The sequence below is a fragment of the Nocardioides conyzicola genome (assembly GCF_039543825.1).
GTDB lineage: Bacteria > Actinomycetota > Actinomycetes > Propionibacteriales > Nocardioidaceae > Nocardioides > Nocardioides conyzicola.
On record NZ_BAABKM010000003.1, the window covers coordinates 349,880 to 370,112 of the forward strand.

21 protein-coding genes and 1 other RNA gene are annotated in these 20,233 nt (G+C 72.2%); 9 read left to right on the forward strand and 13 right to left on the reverse strand.

Annotation, left to right across the window (positions count from 1 at the left end; genetic code table 11):
* Window positions 1–100: 100 nt before the first annotated feature.
* On the forward strand, window positions 101–523 hold the full coding sequence (locus ABEA34_RS19520; RefSeq protein WP_345523196.1) for a hypothetical protein: 423 nt from the start codon (window positions 101–103) through the stop codon (window positions 521–523).
* Window positions 472–1,347 (forward strand): HNH endonuclease signature motif containing protein, encoded by an 876-nt coding sequence (locus ABEA34_RS19525; protein ID WP_345523276.1) that lies wholly within the window; start codon window positions 472–474, stop codon window positions 1,345–1,347. The genes ABEA34_RS19520 and ABEA34_RS19525 overlap by 52 nt, the downstream gene beginning before the upstream one ends.
* 12 nt (window positions 1,348–1,359) lie before the next feature.
* On the opposite strand, the gene ABEA34_RS19530 is transcribed toward ABEA34_RS19525, so the two are convergent.
* Window positions 1,360–1,641: an excalibur calcium-binding domain-containing protein gene (locus ABEA34_RS19530; RefSeq protein WP_345523197.1), complete on the reverse strand. Its 282-nt coding sequence runs from the start codon at window positions 1,639–1,641 to the stop codon at window positions 1,360–1,362.
* Between the two features lie 87 nt (window positions 1,642–1,728).
* On the opposite strand from ABEA34_RS19530, the gene rnpB reads away from it, so the two are divergent.
* The 3 genes from rnpB (at window position 1,729) to ABEA34_RS19545 (ending at window position 2,901) form a co-directional block, all read left to right on the forward strand.
* An RNA gene (gene rnpB, locus ABEA34_RS19535) (RNase P RNA component class A) lies at window positions 1,729–2,133 on the forward strand.
* Window positions 2,134–2,309: 176 nt separating this feature from the next.
* Window positions 2,310–2,510 (forward strand): hypothetical protein, encoded by a 201-nt coding sequence (locus ABEA34_RS19540; protein ID WP_345523198.1) that lies wholly within the window; start codon window positions 2,310–2,312, stop codon window positions 2,508–2,510.
* 4 nt (window positions 2,511–2,514) lie between these two features.
* Window positions 2,515–2,901, forward strand: a complete 387-nt coding sequence (locus ABEA34_RS19545) for a hypothetical protein (protein ID WP_345523199.1) — start codon at window positions 2,515–2,517, stop codon at window positions 2,899–2,901.
* Here ABEA34_RS19545 and ABEA34_RS19550 read toward each other — a convergent pair.
* From ABEA34_RS19550 to ABEA34_RS19585, 8 genes are all read right to left on the reverse strand, one after another.
* Complete coding sequence (locus ABEA34_RS19550) at window positions 2,797–5,382, reverse strand: helix-turn-helix transcriptional regulator (protein ID WP_345523200.1); 2,586 nt, start codon at window positions 5,380–5,382, stop codon at window positions 2,797–2,799. The genes ABEA34_RS19545 and ABEA34_RS19550 overlap by 105 nt on opposite strands.
* Window positions 5,383–5,448: 66 nt before the next feature.
* Complete coding sequence (locus ABEA34_RS19555; RefSeq protein WP_345523201.1) at window positions 5,449–5,724, reverse strand: DUF4242 domain-containing protein; 276 nt, start codon at window positions 5,722–5,724, stop codon at window positions 5,449–5,451.
* Window positions 5,725–5,848: 124 nt separating this feature from the next.
* Window positions 5,849–7,807, reverse strand: a complete 1,959-nt coding sequence (locus ABEA34_RS19560; RefSeq protein ID WP_345523202.1) for a PKD domain-containing protein — start codon at window positions 7,805–7,807, stop codon at window positions 5,849–5,851.
* Window positions 7,808–7,901: 94 nt separating this feature from the next.
* A complete protein-coding gene (locus tag ABEA34_RS19565; RefSeq protein ID WP_345523203.1) occupies window positions 7,902–9,029 on the reverse strand; it encodes an LLM class flavin-dependent oxidoreductase in 1,128 nt (375 codons plus the stop codon).
* The gene (locus ABEA34_RS19570) at window positions 9,026–10,399 is read right to left on the reverse strand and encodes an NtaA/DmoA family FMN-dependent monooxygenase (protein WP_345523204.1); all 1,374 of its coding nucleotides are present in this window, start codon (window positions 10,397–10,399) and stop codon (window positions 9,026–9,028) included. The genes ABEA34_RS19565 and ABEA34_RS19570 overlap by 4 nt, the downstream gene beginning before the upstream one ends.
* Window positions 10,396–11,565: an LLM class flavin-dependent oxidoreductase gene (locus ABEA34_RS19575; protein ID WP_345523205.1), complete on the reverse strand. Its 1,170-nt coding sequence runs from the start codon at window positions 11,563–11,565 to the stop codon at window positions 10,396–10,398. Before ABEA34_RS19575 ends, ABEA34_RS19570 begins: the two co-directional genes overlap by 4 nt.
* Before the next feature lie 54 nt (window positions 11,566–11,619).
* Window positions 11,620–12,828, reverse strand: a complete 1,209-nt coding sequence (locus tag ABEA34_RS19580) for an acyltransferase family protein (protein ID WP_345523206.1) — start codon at window positions 12,826–12,828, stop codon at window positions 11,620–11,622.
* Window positions 12,825–13,499 (reverse strand): hypothetical protein, encoded by a 675-nt coding sequence (locus ABEA34_RS19585; RefSeq protein WP_345523208.1) that lies wholly within the window; start codon window positions 13,497–13,499, stop codon window positions 12,825–12,827. The genes ABEA34_RS19580 and ABEA34_RS19585 overlap by 4 nt, the downstream gene beginning before the upstream one ends.
* A gap of 71 nt (window positions 13,500–13,570) precedes the next feature.
* Between ABEA34_RS19585 and ABEA34_RS19590 the strand changes: the two genes are divergently transcribed.
* The 3 genes from ABEA34_RS19590 to ABEA34_RS19600 all read left to right on the forward strand — a co-directional run bounded on the left by ABEA34_RS19590 (window position 13,571) and on the right by ABEA34_RS19600 (window position 14,843).
* A complete protein-coding gene (locus tag ABEA34_RS19590; protein WP_345523209.1) occupies window positions 13,571–14,128 on the forward strand; it encodes an RNA polymerase sigma factor in 558 nt (185 codons plus the stop codon).
* 101 nt (window positions 14,129–14,229) lie between these two features.
* Window positions 14,230–14,427, forward strand: coding sequence for a hypothetical protein (locus tag ABEA34_RS19595; protein ID WP_345523210.1), 198 nt, complete (start codon window positions 14,230–14,232; stop codon window positions 14,425–14,427).
* Window positions 14,428–14,468: 41 nt separating this feature from the next.
* Window positions 14,469–14,843 (forward strand): hypothetical protein, encoded by a 375-nt coding sequence (locus ABEA34_RS19600; protein WP_345523211.1) that lies wholly within the window; start codon window positions 14,469–14,471, stop codon window positions 14,841–14,843.
* A 112-nt stretch (window positions 14,844–14,955) separates the two neighbouring features.
* Here ABEA34_RS19600 and ABEA34_RS19605 read toward each other — a convergent pair whose 3' ends face one another.
* Complete coding sequence (locus tag ABEA34_RS19605) at window positions 14,956–16,407, reverse strand: RNB domain-containing ribonuclease (RefSeq protein WP_345523212.1); 1,452 nt, start codon at window positions 16,405–16,407, stop codon at window positions 14,956–14,958.
* A gap of 17 nt (window positions 16,408–16,424) precedes the next feature.
* On the opposite strand from ABEA34_RS19605, the gene yaaA reads away from it, so the two are divergent.
* Window positions 16,425–17,198, forward strand: a complete 774-nt coding sequence (gene yaaA / locus ABEA34_RS19610; protein WP_345523213.1) for a peroxide stress protein YaaA — start codon at window positions 16,425–16,427, stop codon at window positions 17,196–17,198.
* Here the strand turns inward: yaaA and ABEA34_RS19615 are convergent.
* Genes ABEA34_RS19615 through ABEA34_RS19625 form a run of 3 tightly spaced genes read right to left on the reverse strand, consistent with a single transcriptional unit; the run spans window position 17,195 to window position 20,206 of the window.
* On the reverse strand, window positions 17,195–18,337 hold the full coding sequence (locus ABEA34_RS19615; protein WP_345523214.1) for a bifunctional RNase H/acid phosphatase: 1,143 nt from the start codon (window positions 18,335–18,337) through the stop codon (window positions 17,195–17,197). The genes yaaA and ABEA34_RS19615 overlap by 4 nt on opposite strands.
* Window positions 18,334–19,038: a zinc ribbon domain-containing protein gene (locus tag ABEA34_RS19620; RefSeq protein WP_345523216.1), complete on the reverse strand. Its 705-nt coding sequence runs from the start codon at window positions 19,036–19,038 to the stop codon at window positions 18,334–18,336. Before ABEA34_RS19620 ends, ABEA34_RS19615 begins: the two co-directional genes overlap by 4 nt.
* 49 nt (window positions 19,039–19,087) lie before the next feature.
* A complete protein-coding gene (locus ABEA34_RS19625; RefSeq protein ID WP_345523217.1) occupies window positions 19,088–20,206 on the reverse strand; it encodes a Nif3-like dinuclear metal center hexameric protein in 1,119 nt (372 codons plus the stop codon).
* Window positions 20,207–20,233: the final 27 nt, after the last annotated feature.

Consider the following 20,233-nt stretch of genomic DNA (forward strand, 5'->3'; position numbering starts at 1 on the left):
CCTCCCTCCATCGAGATCGTGACCGTTTCGTGACCTACAACCCTGTGGATAAGGCCTTCTGAGGCCTTGGCCTGTCGGTGGTCGGTGCTTGGCTAGTCCCATGACAGCGATGACCACACCCCACCACCAGGTGGCGACGGCGACCGCGCGGATGCGCGCGGTTGCCGACGCCGTGGTGGATGCGTCGGTGTGGTCGATGAGCGCTCCCGAGGCGGCGTCGACGCTGGTGGAGCTGACCCGGCTGGAGGCGCAGGTCGTCGAGCTCCGCGCCCGCGTGGCCCGGCACGCCGACGAGCTCCAGGTCGGCACCGACGTCGGATCCACGTCCACCTCGACGTGGCTCGCTCATCAGACCCGGCTGACCCGGTCCGCTGCGGCTGGGTGGTGCACCTCGGCTACGACCTCGACACCCACGACCTGGTCCGCGACGCCCTGGCCGCCGGTGACCTCCGCCCCGAGCAAGCGGTCGCGATCGTCCGGGCGGTCAAGGAGCTCCCGCAGGATCTGGACACCGACCTGGTGATCCGCGCGGAGCGGCACCTGGTCGACGCAGCGGCCGAGCACGACGCGAAGACGTTGCGGATCCTCGGCCGCCGTCTGTTGGAGGTGGTGGCGCCGGAACTGGCGGACCAGCACGAGGCCGACCTCCTCGAGAAGGAGGAGGCCAAGGCCGCCCAGGCGATGCGGTTGACGATGACCGACGACGGTCACGGCAAGACCCACGCCCGATTCACCCTCCCGACCGTGCAGGCAGCGATGCTCAAGAAGATGCTCCTCGCCATCGCCGCACCGAAGCACCAGGCCGCCACCCACGGCGCCGGCGTCGAACGCCGCCCGGGACCGGAGCGGATGGGCAGGGCGTTCGCCGAGCTCATCGAACGCATCTCCGCGAAGGATCTACCGAAGGTCGGCGGTAGGGACGCCACCATCGTCATCCACATCGACCTCGACGTGTTGACCGGGAGACTCGAGAAGGCCGGGGTCCTCGACACCGGCGAGCGGATCAGCCCCTCACAGGTCCGCCGCTTGGCGTGCACCGCGCGGATCCTCCCCGTCGTCCTCAACGGCAAGTCCGAGGTCCTCGACGTCGGCCGAGCCAAGCGCTTCTTCACCAAAGCCCAGCTCACCGCCCTGGGCATCCGAGACGGCGGCTGTCGGACCGAAGGCTGCGACTGGCCACCCTGGCTCTGCCACGGACACCACTGGCAGCGCTGGGCAGACGACGGCGACACCGACCTCGCCAACGGCGGCCTGCTGTGCCCCAGACACCACGCACGCGCTCACGACCCCACCGACGAGACGACCCGAGAAGCGAACGGCAAGGTCAGCTTCCACCGTCGCGAGTGAGGAAGCGGTCGGTCAGCTCGCCTCGCAGGCGATGCCGTCCTTGTCCCGGTCGAGGCCGCTGTTCGCCCGCATGGCGGTCCGGTAGAGCGCGTTGGAGCGCTTGAAGTTGGTGACCCGGGTGCCGCTGGTGTGGTCGCGTGCGCCCACCTTGCCGACTCCGTGCGGGTAGGTCCGGTGCACGGCGTCGCAGTTGCGCCACGACACCGCCTCCGCTGGCCCCGCCCCGATCAGTGCAGCCGCCGTCACCGTCACGGCCACGATCGCCGCCCCGATCCCTGTCCGTCGCATCGTCATGCCGAGCTCCCCTGTCGCGGTCCGTTGCGCGACCCTACGTCGCGTAGGTGGGGTAGGGGCGGGTTTCCCCTATCCTTGTCCCGCGGACGGGCTGGCCGGGCGACCGCGTCATCGTGCGACCGAGAGGAAGCGCGGTGCCGAGGAAGGTCCGGGCTCCACAGGGCAAGGTGGTGGGTAACACCCACCCGGGGCAACCTGCGGGACAGTGCCACAGAAAACAGACCGCCTCCCCTCGCTTCGGCGAAGGGCGGTAAGGATGAAACGGCGGTGTAAGAGACCACCAGCGGTCGGGGTGACCCGACCGGCTAGGCAAACCCCACCTGGAGCAAGGTCAAGAAGTTCGGAGCCTCCGGGCTCCGGATGCGCGTGCGTCTGAGGGCGGCCCGCCCGAGCACGCGGGTAGATCGCTGGAGGCGGCCGGCAACGGTCGTCGTAGATGGATGGTCGCCACGCTTCGGCGCACAGAACCCGGCCTACAGGCCAGCCCGTCCGCACACAGGGTCTGACCTGCGAGAGCGCGACCACGCCGCTCCAGTCCGCAGGTGCGAGCGCCGCTCCCTCGCGTCGGTCGGCGAGATCGCGTGAAAGGTGGGGAGTTCCTCCGATGTCGAGGACCACCGTCCAGCGCGAGCCTTGTCGCGTCCCCAACCGAACGACGAGGTGATGCCATGTACAGCCCCTACAGCGTGGACCTGGCCCGCGCTCGGCAGCAGGAGCTGCTGGCCGAGGCCGGGCGACGGCGCATCGTGAAGGCCGTCCGCAAGCCGCGTGGGCAACGCCGCGCGCTGACCGGCCGACCGATCGACGCCGACGTCGTCATGAAGGGACGTCAGCCCACGGCACGTCCTGCCCTGCCGCTGCGAGCGTGATGACATGTATGCCGCCCTGCCCGTCCTGGCCGGGATCGCCTCGACGGTGATCTTCGCGTCCAGCACCATGCCGATGCTCGGCAAGGCGCTGCGCACGCGCGAGCTCAGCTCCTACAGCCTGGGCAACCTGCTGCTGGCGAACCTCGGGAACGCCATCTACTCGGTGTACATCTTCAGCCTGGCGCCGGGTCCACTGTGGGCGCTCCACTCGTTCCACCTGGGGAGCACCGCCTTCATGCTGGTCTGGTACCTGCGCTTCGAGCTCCTGCCCCGGCGACAGCGCGGATCACGTCAGCCCGAGCTGCGCGGAGTTGACCACGACGGCACGCCGGTTGGGTACGGCGAGCTTGGTCAGGATGGCCGAGACGTGATGGTCGGCGGTCTTGGGTGAGATGAAGAGCTGGGTCGCGATCTCACTGTTGGAGAGCCCTCGGGCCACCAGTCGTGCGACCTCGAGCTGACGGTTGGTGAGGCCCGCCGGGTTCGCGCGGGTGCTCTCCCGCGGACGCTGAGGCACCACGACGCCGCCCTCCTGGCGCAGCACGACCCGGTGCCGGTCGGCCGTGCCGACCGCCCCGATCGAGTCCAGCAACCTGATGCCGGTGACCCGGTCCTCAGGGATCACCGAGTCGGTCCAGGCCATCGCCTCGGCGAAGGGATCGCCCAGCAGCTGCCACGCCTGTGCTGCATCGGCGACCCGGCCTTCGTCGGCCAGGCGGTAGGGCTCGGCCACCAGGGACAGCGGAGGCACCGGAAGGCCCAGGCGGCGCAGCCACGCGCCCACCTGACCCGCACCCCACTCGGCGCCGGGACAGGCGCCGAGCACGGCGAGCTGCGTCACGGCGTACTCGGACACCCGATGGTCGGTGCGTCCCGTCATCCACGCCGCCTCCGCGAGCGCAGCGAGCACTGAGAGCCGTCGGAGGGGCTCGTCGATCTGTTCCGCCAGCGACCACGCGTCATCGAGGAGGCCGAGCTCGGCCTCCTCGCCACGACGCAGTGGCACGAGGACACTGACCAGCCGCGGCCACAAGGTCGCCAGGGGCATCCCGTTGTCGTCGATGACCGTGGCGGCATCCTCCAGCGCCGCCTCCCACCGCCCGCGCTGGAACTGGACTCGTGCACGTACGCCGGTCTGCCAGTGGCGACAGATGGGGATGTCGCGCTGGATGGCGAAGGGGATCGAGACCTGGAGCAGCCGCTCGGCGTCGCGGAACCGACCGTGCTCGACGTCGAGGCTGGCGACCTGCGAGTAGACCGTAGACGCCAGCTCGTCCCAGCCTCGGTCACGGGCGGTCTCCACCTGGGTCAGCAACGTGGCCCGCGCGGCCTCGTCTCCGCTCACCAGGTCGCTCACGGTGCTGACGACCTCACTGCGCAGGCCGACCACGCCCAGGTCGCTGCGTTCGGCCACCTCCCGCGCTTCTGCCGCCAGCTCCCGGGCGCGCACGAGGTCGTTGCGGAGATAGGCCAGGAACCCCTGGGTCGCTCGAGCCGCGCCGAAGGTGGACGGCGTGGCGGCGTCGAGCGCGATGCGCGCCGCGGCATCCGAGTGATGCTCGGCCCTCTCGCGGTGCGCGTTGTAGTACTCGAACAGCGCGACGGCGGCATGCGCATCGGCGAGCCCGTCGTGCCTCTTCGCCTCCTCCCAGAGACGGAAGGTCGCCCGTACATTCGAGATCGCCTCGGGCAGTCGGCTGGTCATGTACTGCTGGTAGGCGAGCTCGAGGAGGAGTCGCGCCCGCTCCTCCGGATCACGAGACTCCAGATGCTCCAGCGCGATCTCGAAGAACGCAGCCGCCTCGCTGTGTGATCCGGCCGCGCTGGCGTCCTCGGCGGCCCGGCAGGCGTACGACGTCGCTCGTGCGCTGTCGCGCGCGGCAACGGCATGGTGGGTGAGGACGGCCGGATCGGCGGGATCGATCGTCTCCAGGGCGTCGAGGAGCCGGGCGTGCAGCCGTGGTCCGCCACCGGGCGGGATCGTGCTCTCGATCGCCTGCCGGGCGAGCTCATGACGGAAGACCAGACCATCGTCAGTACGGGTCAGGAGTGCGGTGTCCTGGAGACGTCGCAGGGTCGGCAGGTCGACGCCGAGGTGCGGCAGCACGCGGTTGTCGAGGCGGTCAGGGGCGGCCGCGATCAGCTGAAGCACGTCGAAGTCGTGGTCGGTGACGTCAGCTGTGTGCGCGAGCACTGCATCACGCACGGTGGCCGGCAGTGGGCGGTCGGGCTCCTTGGCGACCTCCGCGACGAAGAACGGGTTGCCTCCGGTGAGAGCGTGCACGCGCGACGCATCCAGGTGGGTGCCGCTGACCACCTCGCGGACCGCATCCACCGAGAGCGGCGCGAGCGCGAGCTGCGTGAAGCCATCGAGCGAGGCGAGGTCGCCCAGCAGCGGTCGCGCTGAGTGTCGGGGGCTGATCTCCCTGTCCCGGTAGGTGAGGACGAGGAGGAGCGGCATCGATTCGACCCGCCGCGCGAGGAAGCGGAGCACGTCGACCGTCGCGGCGTCGACCCAGTGCAGGTCCTCGACGATCAGCAGCGTCGGCTCGGTCCGTACGGCGTCGTACACCCGTTCGCACATCTCGGCCCGCGACTCGTCCTCGCGCCGCGGGTCGTCTGCGGCGCCGAGAAGCTCGAGGTCGCGGAAGGGGCCGAGCGGTCGCGGGGTGTCGAGCGGGTCGCAGTGGGCGTGCAGCACGCGCACCTCGAGCCCGGCCGCGGACGTCTCGGCGACGGCGGCGTCGACCAGCGACGACTTGCCGACACCGCTGTCTCCGGTGATGGCCACTCCGCTGCCGTCACCGCCACGGGCGTGACCGAGGGCCGCCCGGAGGACACCCACCTCGGTGCTGCGCTCCAAGAGCCGCACAGGCCGAGTGTAGGTGTCCTCCGCCGTGACGCCGAGCAAATTGTCGGTCGTCATGTGGTCGTCGGCTCAGACGTTCGCCGTGTGCGGCCCGAACTCCGCCACGACGGGCGTGACCCTGTCTGCAGGGAAGCCGCCGCGACGGGCGTGCTCGAGGATCGACTCCTCGTCGACGGCGTCGTGGATGCAGTAGATCCGGTCGCCGGCCACATAGCTGACGATCCAGACGTACGGCACGCCGAGCGACTCGACGGCCGCGTTGGACGTGCGGGCGATCTCGGCCAGCTGGTCCTGAGTCAGGTCCTTGGCGTTGGGGATCTCCCGCTCGATGATGAAACGCTGCATTGCTACTCCTTGTGTCGGTCCCGGGGCCTCGTGCCGCCGGGAGACCAACACTCGCGCTGCCCGGGTCCCGGGCACATGGGGAGCAGCCACCCATTTGTCGACAGCCGGTGCCGACGCCTCCGACCTAGGGCTTCCTGGTCGGCGCCTTCCCCTTGACCATGGTGAAGGTGGTGGCGAGGAGCTTCGAGCCCTTCCGGGTCACCTTGACCGAGAGCGTGGCCTTGGGCTTGAGCACCAGTCCCTTCACCCCGGCGACGGACAGGCTCGCCTTCTTGGCGGTGAGCGTGCTGCTCGCCTTCTTCGTGCAGCCGAGGGCCTTGCTCTTGCACGTCACCGTGACCTTGTCGCCCTTCTTCAGGCCGGTGATGGTGAGCGACTGGATCTTGGTCCGTCCGCCGGATGCCTTGGCCGACTTCAGCTTGGCCGACGCCTTGGGGACCGCGGCCGCCGTGACCTGCAGCGGGCGGGTGCTCTCGGTCTGGTTGCCGGCTGCGTCGGTCGAGTCGGTCCGCACCTGGTAGACGCCGGTCGCGGCGTAGGTGTGGCTGACGGACGAGCCGACCGCCGTCGTGCCGTCACCGAAGTCCCAGGTCACCGTGGCGGGCCCGATGCGGTCCGTGCTGGTGGCCCTGAAGGCCGTCGCCTTGCCGCGCACCGCGCTGGTCGGGATGGTGATCCCGCTGAGGGTCGGGGCGACGACGTCGTACGCCGCGACCATCGGTGCGTACGTCGTCGGCGTCCCGGACGCGGTCCGGCGGTAGACGACGAACCCGTTGCCCTGGTCGTCGAGATCCACGGCCGCGTTGTCGTTCTGCACGAGCGGAGCGGCGGCGGAGCCGCGTGCGACCTCGCGGGCGTCCTCGAAGTCGGAGGTCCCGGGACGGCGGCGGCTGGCGTAGATCGTGTAGTCGTTGATCGAGCCTCCGGGCCACACGATCAGGGCCTCGCCGCTGGGACTCAGTGCGAGCCTCGTGCTGAAGCCGCCGACGGTCGAGAGGTCGCGCTGGCTGGAGAACCCGCCCCCGGGCGGCCGGATCGTGGCCGTGACCGCGGCGCTGTGCGACCAGGCGACGATCACCGTCCCGTCGCGGCCGACGACGGCACGCGGGTACTCCGCGTCGACGCCGGCCGTGTAGTTGAGGTTGGTGCCGCCGGCCCAGAAGGCGGTCTGGAAGTTCGAGCCCGGCGAGCGCTCGGCGTACTGCACCCGGAAGGTGGTCCCGGCGTCTCCGGAGGCGTACTCCCAGACCGCGAAGGCCTTGCCCTGGGGCGACATCGCGACGTTGTAGACGCTGCCAGTCACGCCGCCGACCGTCGTGGAGGAGCGGGCGGTCGGGCTGGTGAAGGTCGCGCTGGTGGCAGCCTTCTCGGCGGTCTCCGCGACGTAACGGTAGGTGCCAGGAGAGCCGACGTCGGTGTAGCGCACCCACATCGCGATCAGGTCGCCGGCGTCATCCATCGCCACGCTCGGTGCGCCCGGGTAGAACCCGCCGCCCTCGGCCAGGGCCGAGACGTTCACCGGGGAGCCGAAAGCCGCTGCATCCGCGAGCCGCTGGGCGACCTGGATGACCTCTGCCGATCCGGTTCCGGAGTGCCAGACGAGTGCGGCGGCGCCGTTGGTGCCGACGGCCAGTGCCGGCGACGCGGCGTTGGGGCCGGACACCGTCTGCGGCGCGGACCAGTCGCCACCAGGCGAGCGCTTGGCGGCCTGCAGCACACCGCCGCGCACCCAGGCGAGGGTTGCCACGCCCTGGCGGTCCACGTCGAGGACCACGTTGCTCGCGGCGGTCCCGTCCTCGGACAGCGCGGTCGCCGTGCCGAAGGCGCCCCCGGGTGGGCGGACCGCCACGTAGACCCGGGCCACCGTGTCCGTCCGGACGAAGGCGGCGTACGCCGTGCCGTCCGGCGCGACACCCACGGCGCTCTGACCGTTGACGAAGCCCGTCGACGCCGGTGCGAGCTCGGTCCCGGGCAGGAACGGCGGCGCGGCCTGGCCGACCGTCTGCGCGCCCAGGGCAATCGTCCCGGCGACGAGGGTGACGACGATCGCGCGAGCGAGGGCCCGCCTGACGGTGCTGCTCATCCTGCTGCCTCCCGGCGGGCCTGTGTCTACAGGCGGAAAGTTAGGTCAGCTTCCTTGCCCGTGCAACGACCCGTGAGGGTGATTGACGCTCGGCTCATCGCGTGCCCCACTCCGCGGCCAGCAGCTCGTAGGAACGCAGCCGGTCGGCGTGGTCGTGGGTGATCGTCGTGATCACCAGCTCGTCGGCGCCGGTAGCCTCCTGGAGCTGCTCGAGCCGGTCGGCGACGGCGGCGGCGGTCCCGACGAACTGGGTCTCGAGCCGGTCGGCGACCAGGGCGCGACTCTCGTCGTCCCACGCGTGCTCGCGCGCCTCGTCCGGCGTCGGGAAGGGGATCGCACCGGAGCCGTCGCGGATGCTGCGCACCCACGGTGCGTAGCCGGCGGCGAGCTCGCGCGCCTCGTCGTCGGTCCGGCCGACCACGACGTCGGCCGACACCGCGAGGTACGGAGCCGCGCGGGTCGGCGACGGCCGGAACGCCGCCCGGTAGCCGTCGACCGCCTCGAGCACCGAGCCCGGGCTGACGTGGTAGTTGGCGGCGAACGGCAGGCTCCGCTCCCCCGCGACCTCCGCGCTCTCACCGCCGCTGCTGCCGAGGATCCAGACCTCGAGGTCGGCGCCCTCCCCGGGGACGACGTGCGCCTCGGTGCCGTCCTCGTCGCGGTAGGTGCCCTCGATCAGCGCGAGCACGTCGGCGATCTGGTCGGCGTACGCCGGCGCCTGGGCGCCCGGCTGCTGCAGCAGCCGCTTTTGGACCACGAAGCGCGGGCTGCCCAACAGAGCTGCGGGCGAGAACTTCGGTGGGATCCGCAGCCCGTTAGGCGTCGCCCCGTCGACCACCTGCGCGGCGAGCGGGCCCGGCTCGGGTGCCGCTCCCCCGGCGCGCGGCGCGCCCGACCGGCCGAGGCCGAGGTCGAAGCGGCCCGGGTGGACGGCGTCGAGCAGGCCGAACTCCTCGACGGTCGCCAGCGGTGTGCGGTGCCCGAGGAGCACCGCCCCGGAGCCGAGCCGGATCGTGGAGGTCGCGTCGGCGACCAGCGCCAGCACCACGGCCGGCGAGGTGCCGGCGACGCCGGGGTTGAGGTGGTGCTCGGCGAACCAGTAGCGGGAGTACCCCCACCGCTCCGCGTGTACGGCGAGGTCGCGGCTGTTGCGGATCGCCTGGCCGGCGTCGGACCCGGAGACGACCGGCACCAGGTCGAGCACGCCGAGAGGGACCCTCATGACGCCGCCTCGGCGGTCCGGCCCCGGCCGAGCGGCGGCAGTCCGAGGTGGTCGCGCAGCGTGCTGCCGGCGTACTCGGTGCGGAAGGAGCCCCGCTCCTGCAGCAGCGGGACGACCCGGTCGGCGAACTCGTCGAGGCCGCCGGGCACCAGGTGTGGCACCAGGATGAACCCGTCCGCGGCGTCCTCCTGCACCAGCGAGTCGATGGTGTCGGCCACCTGCTGCGGCGTCCCGACGAAGGACTGACGGTTGCCGACCTCGACCATCAGGTCGCGGATCGAGAGCCCGTCGGCGGCCGCGCGCTCGCGCCACTCCTGGGCCGTGGCCAGCGGGTCACGGTGCATCCGGACGCTCGCCCGGCCCTTCGCGACGGTGTGCTCGCCCAGCAGCGGGTCGACGTCCGGCAGCGGGCCGTCGGGGTCGTACGCCGAGAGGTCCCTGTTCCACACCTGCTCCATCAGCCGGAGCGCGGTGGCACCGCTGACCTGCTGGTAGCGCACCTCCCGAGCACGCTCCTCCGCCTCGCCCGGGGTGTCGCCCAGCACGAAGGTGGCGGCCGGCAGGATCAGCAGGTCGTCACGTGAGCGACCGTGGGCGGCGAGCCGCCCCTTCACGTCGCTGTAGAAGCTCTGCCCCGCGTCCCGGGTCGCGTGCCGACTGAAGATCGCGTCCGCGCTCGACGCCGCGAACTCCCGCCCGAGCTCGGAGTCCCCGGCCTGGAAGATCACCGGTCGGCCCTGCGGGCTGCGCGGGACCGAGAACCGCCCCTCGATGTCGAAGTGCCGGTCGTGGTGGGCGAACGCGCCCGCGGCCGGGCCGTCGAGGAAGCGGCCGGCCTCCTTGTCGGCGACGATCTCGTCGCCCCTCCACGAGTCGAACAGCTCGGTCGCCGTCTCGAGGAACGCCCGGGCGCGCTCGTAGCGGTCGCCCTCGTCGAGGAAGCCGCCGCGGCGGAAGTTCTCGCCGGTGAACGCGTCCCAGGAGGTGACGACGTTCCACGCCGCGCGCCCCTCCGAGAGGTGGTCCAGGGTCGCGAACTGGCGTGCCACCTCGACCGGCTCGTTGAAGGTTGAGCTGATCGTCCCGGCGAGCCCGAGGTGCTCGGTGACCCCCGCGAGCGCGGCGAGCACCGCGAACGTGTCCGGCCGCCCGACGACGTCGAGGTCGTAGATCTCGCCGTTCTGCTCGCGGAGCCGGAGGCCCTCGGCGAGGAAGAGGAAGTCGAACTTGGCCCGCTCGGCGGTCTGCGCGAGGTGGACGAACGACGCGAAGTCGATCTGGCTGCCCGAGCTCGGGTCGCTCCACACCGTGGTGTTGTTGACGCCGGGAAAGTGCGCCGCGAGGTGCACCTGCTTGCGTGGCCGGCTCATGCGGTGACCTCGTAGCGGTTGACCGGGCGCTCGAGCCCGAGCCGCGAGCGCAGGCTCCCGGCGTCATACGCCGTCCGGAAGCTGCCTCGCCGCTGCAGCTTGGGCACCAGGCCGCGCGTGATCGCGGTGAGGTCGGCGGGGACGGCTGCGGGTCGCAGCCGCAGCCCGTCGAGCCCGCGCGCGTGCCAGTCCTCGACCAGGTCGGCCAGCCTCTCCGGTGTGCCGCAGAAGACCCGGGCATCGCTCTGCAGCGGCTCGCCCGCGCGGGCGTCGAGCCGCTCCAGTCGCTCGCGAGCGAGCGCCTCCGTGGCGCCCAGCACCACCAGCAGGTCGCCCCAGACGAGCAGCGGCGGACCGGCCCGGTCGACCGAGGCCTCGGCGTACCGCACCCCGGCGAGCAGCTCGCCGACCTCGTCGTCGGTCTGCGGGGTCACGATCACGACGTCGGAGCTGCGGGCGGCGTACGCGACCACGGCCGGCGTGTGGGCGAGGGCCAGCACCGGAGGTTGGCCCTGGGGCGGTCGCGGCGTGATCGAGGGACCCCGGACGGAGAAGTGGGCGCCCTCGAAGTCGATGTAGTGCAGCCGGTCGCGGTCGATGAACCGGCCGCTCTCGACGTCGCGGATCTCCGCGCCGTCCTCCCAGCTGTCCCAGAGCCGGCGCTGCACCTCGACGTGGTCGGCGGCCTCGTCGAGCAGCTCGCCGAGGCGTTCGCGGGTCGGCAGCTCCCGTCGGCCGACCAGCCGCGCCTCGTCGGCTCGTGCCGACACCCGGACCCGTACGCCGGCCCGCCCGTGGCTGACGAAGTCGAGGGTCGCAATCGCCTTCGAGACGTGGAAGGGCTCGGTGTGGGTGGCGACGACGCTCGGCACCAGCCCGATGTGGCGGGTGACCGGGGCGAGCCGCGACGCCAGCAGGACGGCGTCCAGGCGGCCGCGCACCCGGTCGACCCGGTCGTCGGGCCCGTCCCACCTCGACGACTGGAGCGCGAGGGAGTCCTCGAAGGTCACCAGGTCGAGCAGCCCGGCCTCCGCCTCCTGCACCACCTGGGTCCACGAGGCCGCCCGGAAGAGCCCTGCCGGATCGGCGTCCGCCTCGCGCCAGGCCGCGGGGTGCCACCCGGCGCCGTCGATTGCGACCGAGAGGTGGGGACCAGTCCGCGTCATGTCGCCTTACTCTATCGGCTCAGTTCAATTAAGAGGCGGGTCGAGGCGACGCGCTCAGAGCCTGCTCTTCAGGGCGAGCGCAGGCTTCTCGATGAAGCGGTAGGTCAGCGAGGACAACCCGATCGTCACGCCACTCACCACGAGCACGTTCACCGCGAAGCCGGCGAGACCTCGCCCGGCCACCAGATCGTGCTCGTCGAGCCACCAGATGACCGGGACGTGCCACAGGTAGACGCTGTAGCTGATCAGGCCGAGGTACGCGAACGGCCGCAACCGCAGCACGCCGGCGACCCAGTTCGTCCCCGTCGTGGCCGGGATCGCCACCGCGGCGATCACGAAGGCCGAGGCGATCCCAGCGGCGACGGGTGCGTAGACCGAGGCGATGTGGGTGGTGGTGACCCGCAGCATGACGAGGCCCGCGACCAGCAGGACGGTGGTGGTCGCGACGTGGGCGCGCACCCGGCCGCCTCCCAGGCTCAGCACCACGGCCACCAGCATCCCGTAGCCGAACAGGTCGGCCTGCGCGAGGAGGCTGCGGGACACGACCGCCGTCCACGTGTGCCCCCAGAGCCACTGGCTCACGTCGTTGCCGACCAAGGTGGAGGTCTCGGCCGCGATCCAGGCCTTCGTGCCCAGCCCGACGGCGATCAGCACCACGGCCGGCAGCAGGACGGCGACCCGCTTCGACGTGACGCCAGCGATCCGGTAGGCGCCGTACGCCAGGACGGGCATCACGACGTAGAAGGCGATCTCCGCCGACAGCGACCACGCCGGCCCGATCCCCGTCAGCAGCGCCTCGGGCACGTAGGACTGGACGACGAAGACGTTCGCGAGGATGTCGACCGGGTCGGTCATCCGCCCCGACACCTCGCCGACGCCCAGGCCGGGAGCGCCGTCGAGCCAGACCACGCCGAGCGCGAAGGCGGCGACCAGGAAGATCGCGAGGTACGCCGGGTAGATCCGCAGGAACCGGCTCCCGGAGTACCGACGGATCGACGGGAAGCCGCGGTGCCCGAGGATCGCGTCGGCGAACGGCTTGTAGAGCAGGAAGCCGGAGAGCGCGAAGAACAACGTCAGACCGTGGGCGAGCACGGTGGTGAGCAGACCGACCTGGCCCACGTTGGCGGCCGTGCTCAGGTAGTTGGCCGTGTGGTGGACCAGGACGCTGAGGGCCGCGATCCCACGGAGCCCCTCGATGCCCTCGAAGCGGTCACGGACGATCGCGGTGGGCTGGTGGGCCGCCGCCCCCTCCGTGAGTGTCACTCGGCCGACTGTAGTTTCTCGCGCTCGAGGTGTGGGCCCTTCGCCTTGCCCTTCGGCTTGCCGTTGCCCTTCGGCTTGCCGTTGCCCTTCGGCTTGCCGTTGCCCTTCGCCTTGCCGTTGCCCTTCGCCTTGCCGTTGCCCTTCGCCTTGCCGTTGCCCTTCGCCTTGCCGTTGCCCTTCGCCTTGCCGTTGTCCTTCGGCTTGTCGATGGCCTTCGCCTTGCCGTTCGCCTTGCCCTTGTCGGGGCCCTTCGCCTTGCCGGGGCCCGTCGCCTTGCCTGGGCCCTGGTCGTGTGCGTGGCCCTTGCCGTGCGCATGTCCCTGGCCGGCGCTGGGCTTGCTCGGGGTGGACGACGGCGTCGGCGCGGCCGGCGTCCCGGTGGGCGTCTGCGTCTCGATCGGCGTCGGCTTGGTGGGCGTCGGGGCCGGCGACCACGGCGGGTCGACGAGGCCGGCGCCGTACGCGACGCCCAGACCCCCTCCGACCGTCAGCGCCGCCACGGCGGTCGCCACCGCGGCCACCCGCCGCCGGCCCACGTGCGGCCGCGTGGACGCCGCCGTCGCGGCCGCCACGGACGCGAGCCGCTCGACGAAGGCGTCGTCGTCGGACGGGTCGCCGATGTCCGCGCGTAGGGACCGCGCGACGTCTCGACGCGACCAGGAGGCTCTCACGCCCTAAACATGTCATGAACCGACCTGATGGTTACTCTCACCCGACAGTTCGGACGACGAGAGGGGCGACGGTGGCCACGCACTCCGACGCCCTCGTGTCGTCCGCGCGGACCGGGGACCAGGCCGCGTGGAAGACGTTGTACGGCCTGCACAACCGGCGGCTGACCGTCTGGCTCGGCTCACTGCCCCGCGGCGACGTACCCGACGCTCCGGAGGACCTCGCGGCCGAGGCGTGGCTGCTCGCCGCATCGAAGCTCGGCGACTTCCGTGGCTCGGACGACGACTTCGCCGGGTGGCTGTTCACGCTGGCCCGCAACGTCGCGGCCAACAGCCACCGCAAGGCGGTACGCCGGCGCACGGACCCGGCCGCCGTCGAGCCGTCCGCGGACGGCGAGTGGGGCGTCGCCGACGACGACACCGCGCAGGTCGACGGGCAGGCCGCCACCCGAGAGCTCCTCTCCCACCTCAGCCCGCGCGAGGCGGAGGTGGTCGCCTGCATCGACGTCGTCGGCCTGGACGTGGCCTCGACAGCACGCGCGCTCGAGATGAAGCCGACGGCCGTGCGCGTCGCCCGCCACCGGGCCCTCGGGCGGTTGCGCAAGATCCTGTCGGAGACCGACCCGCTGTAACCGATCGCGTCGCTCGCGACATGAGTGGACGGGGCTGCACGGCGCAGCCCTCTCCTGCCGACGCCTGACGGGTCGCGAGAGATCACGAGACAGGCTCTGCGATGACCACCAACCACGGTCCACGGCACCGCCTCGCTCCGGCCGAGTCACCGATGGACCGCCTCCGGCAGGCGCTGGTGCGCGCCTTCACCGGCTCCACGTCGAACGACCACCGTGGGTCGCCGTCGGTCGCCCCGACCACCGACGCCGACGGCGACCGGGGTGTAACGCCACCCCGTGGTCGCGACATGACCCTGTGAACACCGCAGCACGCACCCAACGAAGCAAGGAGCTCATTTCCATGCAGACATCCACTCGCATCGCCGGCGCCGTCGCCGGCATCACGCTGGCCCTCGGCACGTTCGGTGCCCCCTCGGCACTCGCGGAGAAGCCGGCGGCGTGCGCGCAGCAGCAGAAGCAGGTCGACAAGGCCCAGAGCGCCCTCGAGCGCGTGACGGCCACCTTCCAGCACCAGCAGGTCAAGGTGAAGAAGGCCAAGCACGAGGTGAAGGCGGCCGACAACGCGTCGGAGCGCGCCGAGGCCCGGCGTCAGCTCGCCCACGCCAAGGAGTCGCGCGACCACGCCAAGAAGGCGAAGACCGCTCAGCAGCAGCGCCTGGCCAAGGCCCAGCAGCGCCTGAGCGACTGCGAGGCCGACCAGCCCGCCACGAGCTGACCCACCACGAGCTGATCAGTCAGGGCCGATCTCGGGCCGGCCCTGCCTCCTCAGCGGGCGCCCCGGCACTCCCTAGGTGCTGGGGCGTCCGTGCGTCCCGGCACCGGCGCCGTCACACCTCGAGCTCGAACTCGACCTTCCGCGTCGCGACGTCGGCCACGGTCAGCCGCACCTGGACGTCGGTCCCGAGCGGCAACGGGGCGGAGGAGACGACCCGCGCCTCGACGTCGGGGTCGTGCAGGACCACGACCCCGCGGTGCGGGTCCTTGTCGTCGACGTCGACCACGACGCCGGCGAAGGTCTCGCCGACCTGGTCGGCCAGGACCCCGGCCTCGACCAGGTCGAGCACGGACCGCTCGTACGAGTGCGCGCGGGACGCCGACGCCTGCAGGGTCTTGGGCAGCCCGGGGAGCGCGGCGTGCACCCAGTCCGGGATGTCGGTGCCGGCACAGAGCGCGATGCAGACCTCCCCGGCGTACCGGTCACCGAGGCGGCGCAGCGGCGCCGTGACGTGGGCGTACTCGGAGGCGAGCGCGGCGTGCTGGGGCTGCGCCGGGACCTCGCCGTCGAAGGCGACGTACCCGCTCCCCCGCAGCAGCCGGGCGGACGCGTTGACCATCGCGGCGTGGCTCGGGACCGACGGGTCGAGCGAGCGGATGAAGTCGGGGTAGAGCTGCTCGGCGGGCCACTCGATGCGGAGCGCCCGGGCGGTGCGGTGCAGACGCTGGACGTCGCGCGGGGCCGGCGGCGGCAGGGTGCGCAGCAGGCCGATCCGGGCGTAGACCATCAGCGAGGCCGCGGCGAAGCCCGTCAGCAGCGAGATCTGCGCGTTCCACCGCTCGACGGGCAGCTGCTCGCGGAACTCCAGGTGCCAGCGGTCGCCCTCGATGTCGACCTCCTGCTCCGGCAGCGGCAAGGAGACCCCGCCGCGCATGGCCTCGCGGGCGAGGCGGATCGTGCCGACGTCCTTGAGCAGCATCAGCGACTGCGACGCGGTGCCCGCGTCGATGTCGCGCTGCACCTCGTCGTACGAGAGCTTGGCCCGCGACCGGACGAGGGCGCGGACGACGTCGACGTCGGTCCGCTCGCCGTGGGCGTCCATCCGGATCGTCCAGAGCAGGGCGGGGCGCACCTGGTCGGGCAGCAGGGACGCAGCGTCCTCGCTCAGCACCCTCGGGTGCAGCGGCACCTTGGAGTCGGCGCCGTAGAGCGTCTCGCCGCGGCGGTTGGCCTCGACGTCGACCGGGTCACCCGCCGTGACGAAGGCGGCGACGTCGGCGATGGCGTAGTGGACGACGAAGCCGTCGCCGTCGCGCTCGAGGTGCAGCGCCTGGTCGAGGTCCAGCGAGGTCGCCGGGTCGATCGTGACGAAGTCCAGGTCGGTGCGGTCCAGCTCGGGCAGCCGGGGTGCGGCAGCCGCCGCCCGCGCGGCCTCCTCGACCTCGGGTGGGAAGTCCGGCGACACCTTCAGCTCGGCCTGGATCGCCCCGATCCCCGACCTCAGGGCGGCGGCGGCGACGCCGTCATCGACGGAACGGACCCGGACGACGCGACTGCTCGGCATACCGGCACCATAACTGCGTGCTCATCCTGTTGCCGCCCAGCGAGGGCAAGGCCGCGCCGCGTCGTGGCAAACCGCTCGACCTCGCCGCCCTCGACTTCCCCGGTCTCACCACCGCCCGCCAGCAGGTCCTGACCGCCCTGGTCGACCTCTGCGAGGGCGACCCGGAGGTCGCCGCGAGGACCCTCGGCGTCGGCAGCACCCAGCTCGACCTGGTCGCGCTCAACCGGGCGCTGGCCACCAGCCCCACCGCGCGGGCCGACCAGGTCTACACCGGAGTCCTGTACGACGCCCTCGACGTCGCCACCCTCTCCACCGCCGCCCGACGGCGCGCAACGGCGCGCCTCGCGGTCACCTCGAGCCTCTTCGGGCTGGTCCGGCCGAGCGACCGGATCCCGGCGTACCGCCTCTCCGGCGACGCGACCCTGCCCGGCCTGGGACCGGTCGCCGGCGTCTGGCGCCAGCACCTCGGCGAGGAGGCGACCGCAGCGGTCGGACGCGGCCTGCTCGTCGACCTGCGCAGCGGCATGTACGGCGCGTTCTGGCGACCCGGGCCGGACCTGAGGGTCGCGACCGTGCGCGTGCTCCACGAGCACCAGGGGCAGCGCAAGGTCGTCAGCCACTTCAACAAGGCGACCAAGGGCCGGATCGTGCGAGCGCTGCTCGAGGACGGTGCCGACCCGCGCACGCCCGCCCGGCTCGCGGAAGCGCTCCGCGACCTCGGCTGGACCGTCGAGGTGGGCGCGCCCGGCAAGGCCGGCGTGCAGCTCGACGTCGTCGTCAGCGAGGTCTAGAAGGGCCCGCTGCCCGGCGGCAGCGCGTTGTACATCCGCATGGAGGCGCGCCCGTCGGCGTAGTGGCTGAGCACCGTGACCGAGGCCGGCGACAGCTCCATCCGATACACCGCCTCGAGCGGGGCGTCGACCGCATGGGCGACGAGCGTCTTGATCGGCGTGACGTGGCTGACGACGACGACCGTCTCGCCGGCGTGCGACTCGAGCAGCCGGGCGAGGCCGTCGAGCACGCGTGCCTGGACGGTCCGGAAGGACTCACCGCCCTCGGGCGCGACGTCGGTCGACCCGAGCCAGGCCTTCATCTCGGCGGGGTACTTCTCCCCCACCTCGCCGAAGGTCAGCCCGTCCCAGACGCCGAACTCCATCTCCGCGAATCCGTGCTCGACCTCGATCGGCTGACCGAGCGCCGCGGCGAGGATCTCGGCGGACTCGAGCGTGCGGCGGACGGGCGAGGCGACGACGGCGTCGACCCGCTCGGCCAGCGGCCCCAGCCAGTCGGCGACGGCGCGGATCTGGGCCTTGCCCTCGTCGCTGAGACCGGGGTTGGAGCTGGCGAGCCCGCCGGAGAAGCGCTTGTCGCGCGTGTGCGGGGTGACGCCGTGGCGCACCAGCACGATCGTCGTCGGCGGACCGCTCGGACCGGACCAGCCGCGCAGCTGCGTCTGCATCGAGGGCGGCGGCGTCCGCTCCTCGATCTCCTCGACCAACGACTCCCCCGCGACGGTGACGCCGTCGCGGATGCCGTCGAGCGCCTCGTTGGCGAGGCGGTCGGCGTGCTTGTTCTGCTCGCGCGGGACCCAGGTGTACGTCGTACCGGCCGGTGCGAGGCGGGCCGCCTCGGCCGCCAGCGGCTTCATCGACGGGTGCTTGATCTTCCAGTTGCCCGACATCTGCTCGACGACGAGCTTGGAGTCCATCCGCACCTCGACGCTCGCCCCGGGCGCGAGCTCGGCGGCCATCCGGAGCCCGGCGATCAGGCCGGAGTACTCCGCCACGTTGTTGCTGGCGACCCCGATCGTGCTGCCGTCCTCGGCGATGACCTCGTCGGTCTCGGCGTCACTCAGCACCGCGCCGTACGCCGCCGGGCCGGGGTTGCCGCGCGAGCCTCCGTCGGCCCGGATGATGACCCTCGCGGTCACAGCCCCGACTCGGAGGTGCGCACGAGGATCCGGTTGCACTCCTCGCAGCGGACCACCTCGTCCTCCGGGAGCCCCTGGATCCGGCTCATCTCGACGGAGTCGAGCGTCAGCTGGCAGCCGCTGCAGGTGCGGGCGCGCAGGGTGGCCGCACCGACGCCGCCCTTCTGCTCGCGCAGCTTGACGTAGAGCGCGAGCAGGTCGTCCGGCAGGCCCTCGGCCGCGGGGACCCGGTCGGCCTGGACCTGCTGGAGCTGCTCGTCGATGGTGGCGAGCTTGTCGTCCCGCGCCGCCACGAGGGCGCTCAGGCGCTCGTCGGTCTCGGCGACCATCGTCTCGTACTGGCCGAGCTCCCGCTGCGCCTCCTCGATCTTCTCCATCACCTCGAGCTCGTCGTCCTCGAGGCTGGAGATGCGACGCTCCAGGGACTCGAGCTCGTGCTGCATCCGCTCGAGGTCCTTGGGGTTGGTGATCAGGCCCTGGTCCATCCGGTCACGGTCCCGGGTACGCCGCGTCTTGACGGCCTCGACGTCGAGGTCGACCTTCTTCTGCTCGATGGTCAGGTCGTCGATGGTGATCCGGACGTCGCGCGCGAGGTTGTCGACGTCGGTGCGCTTGGTGGTGAGCTCGGCGATCTCGGCGATCTCGGGCAGCTTGGCCCGCTGGTGGCGCAGCTGGTCGGCACGCGCGTCGAGCTCCTGCACGTCGAGGAGCTTCAGTTGGGCGGCGGGATCGGCTTTCAGCGGGGTCTCCTCAGATGCGGGCGTGCCAGGGGTCCGTGCAGATGGTGCTCACGCGGGTCTCCACCGTATCGCCCAGGGCAGCACGGAGCCGCGTCTCCACCACCGGCAGCCAGGTCCACTCCGCCGCCCAGTGCGCGACGTCGACCAGCGCCGGCCCGCCCCGCTCGAGGAACTCGCTCGCCGGGTGGTGCCGCAGGTCACTCGTCACGTAGACGTCGGCGTCCGTCCGGGCGACCGCGTCGAGCAGGAAGTCGCCCGCGCCGCCGCACAGCGCGACCCGTCGCACCGCCCGGTCCGGGTCGCCGCCGACGCGTACGCCGCCGGCGGTGGCCGGCAGCGTCGCCGCGACGGTCGCCGCGAACTCCCGCACCGTGGTCGGCTCGACGGAGCCGATCCGGCCGGTGCCGGTCTCGCCGAGCCCGGGGTCGGCCAGCTCGACCACGTCGTACGCCGGGGTCTCGTAGGGGTGGGCGCTCAGCATCGCGGCGACGACCGCCGACCGCAGCCGCCGGGGCAGCACGACCTCGATCCGCTCCTCGGCGACGGCCTCGGTGCGACCGACCGTGCCGATCGTGGGGTCCGCGCCGTCGAGCGGGCGGAAGCGGCCGGTCCCCGGCGTGGAGAAGGACGCGGTGTCGTAGTCGCCGATCCGGCCGGCGCCGGCGTCGGCCAGGACGGCGCGGAGCCGGTCGGCGTCGTCGACGGGGACGTAGACGACGACCTTGTCCATCGGCAGCCCGGCGGCGGGCTGCAACGGCGCGAGGTCGGTCAGCCCGAGCGCCCTCGCCATCGCCTCCGAGACGCCGCCCAGGGCCTGGTCGGCGTTGGTGTGCGCGGTGAGCAGGGCGCAGCCCGCGCCGGCGAGCGTGGCGAGCGTGCGGCCCTTGGGCGTGGTCGCCGCGAATCCGTGGACCGGCTTGAGGAAGAGCGGGTGGTGCACCACCAGCAGGTCCGCACCCCAGGCGGCCGCCTCCTGCGCCACCTCCAGCGTCGGGTCGACGGCGAACAGCACCTTCGCCACCTGCTGGTCGGGGTCCCCGTGGACGAGGCCCACGGCATCCCACGAGTCGGCCGTCTCGGGCGGGTACCAGCCGTGCAACAGGTCGACGAGGTCCGACAGGTGGGGCATGGGGCGAGGCTATCGGGGAGGATGGGC

Coding starts and splice junctions, on each gene's coding strand:
- ABEA34_RS19605 (WP_345523212.1), bottom strand. CDS start 16,407: ATGCCGAGCAGTCGCGTCGTCCGGGTCCGTTCCGTCGATGACGGCGTC.
- ABEA34_RS19545 (WP_345523199.1), top strand. CDS start 2,515: ATGTATGCCGCCCTGCCCGTCCTGGCCGGGATCGCCTCGACGGTGATC.
- ABEA34_RS19555 (WP_345523201.1), bottom strand. CDS start 5,724: ATGCAGCGTTTCATCATCGAGCGGGAGATCCCCAACGCCAAGGACCTG.
- ABEA34_RS19560 (WP_345523202.1), bottom strand. CDS start 7,807: ATGAGCAGCACCGTCAGGCGGGCCCTCGCTCGCGCGATCGTCGTCACC.
- ABEA34_RS19530 (WP_345523197.1), bottom strand. CDS start 1,641: ATGACGATGCGACGGACAGGGATCGGGGCGGCGATCGTGGCCGTGACG.
- ABEA34_RS19600 (WP_345523211.1), top strand. CDS start 14,469: ATGCAGACATCCACTCGCATCGCCGGCGCCGTCGCCGGCATCACGCTG.
- ABEA34_RS19625 (WP_345523217.1), bottom strand. CDS start 20,206: ATGCCCCACCTGTCGGACCTCGTCGACCTGTTGCACGGCTGGTACCCG.
- ABEA34_RS19565 (WP_345523203.1), bottom strand. CDS start 9,029: ATGAGGGTCCCTCTCGGCGTGCTCGACCTGGTGCCGGTCGTCTCCGGG.
- ABEA34_RS19540 (WP_345523198.1), top strand. CDS start 2,310: ATGTACAGCCCCTACAGCGTGGACCTGGCCCGCGCTCGGCAGCAGGAG.
- ABEA34_RS19595 (WP_345523210.1), top strand. CDS start 14,230: ATGACCACCAACCACGGTCCACGGCACCGCCTCGCTCCGGCCGAGTCA.
- ABEA34_RS19570 (WP_345523204.1), bottom strand. CDS start 10,399: ATGAGCCGGCCACGCAAGCAGGTGCACCTCGCGGCGCACTTTCCCGGC.
- ABEA34_RS19575 (WP_345523205.1), bottom strand. CDS start 11,565: ATGACGCGGACTGGTCCCCACCTCTCGGTCGCAATCGACGGCGCCGGG.
- ABEA34_RS19520 (WP_345523196.1), top strand. CDS start 101: ATGACAGCGATGACCACACCCCACCACCAGGTGGCGACGGCGACCGCG.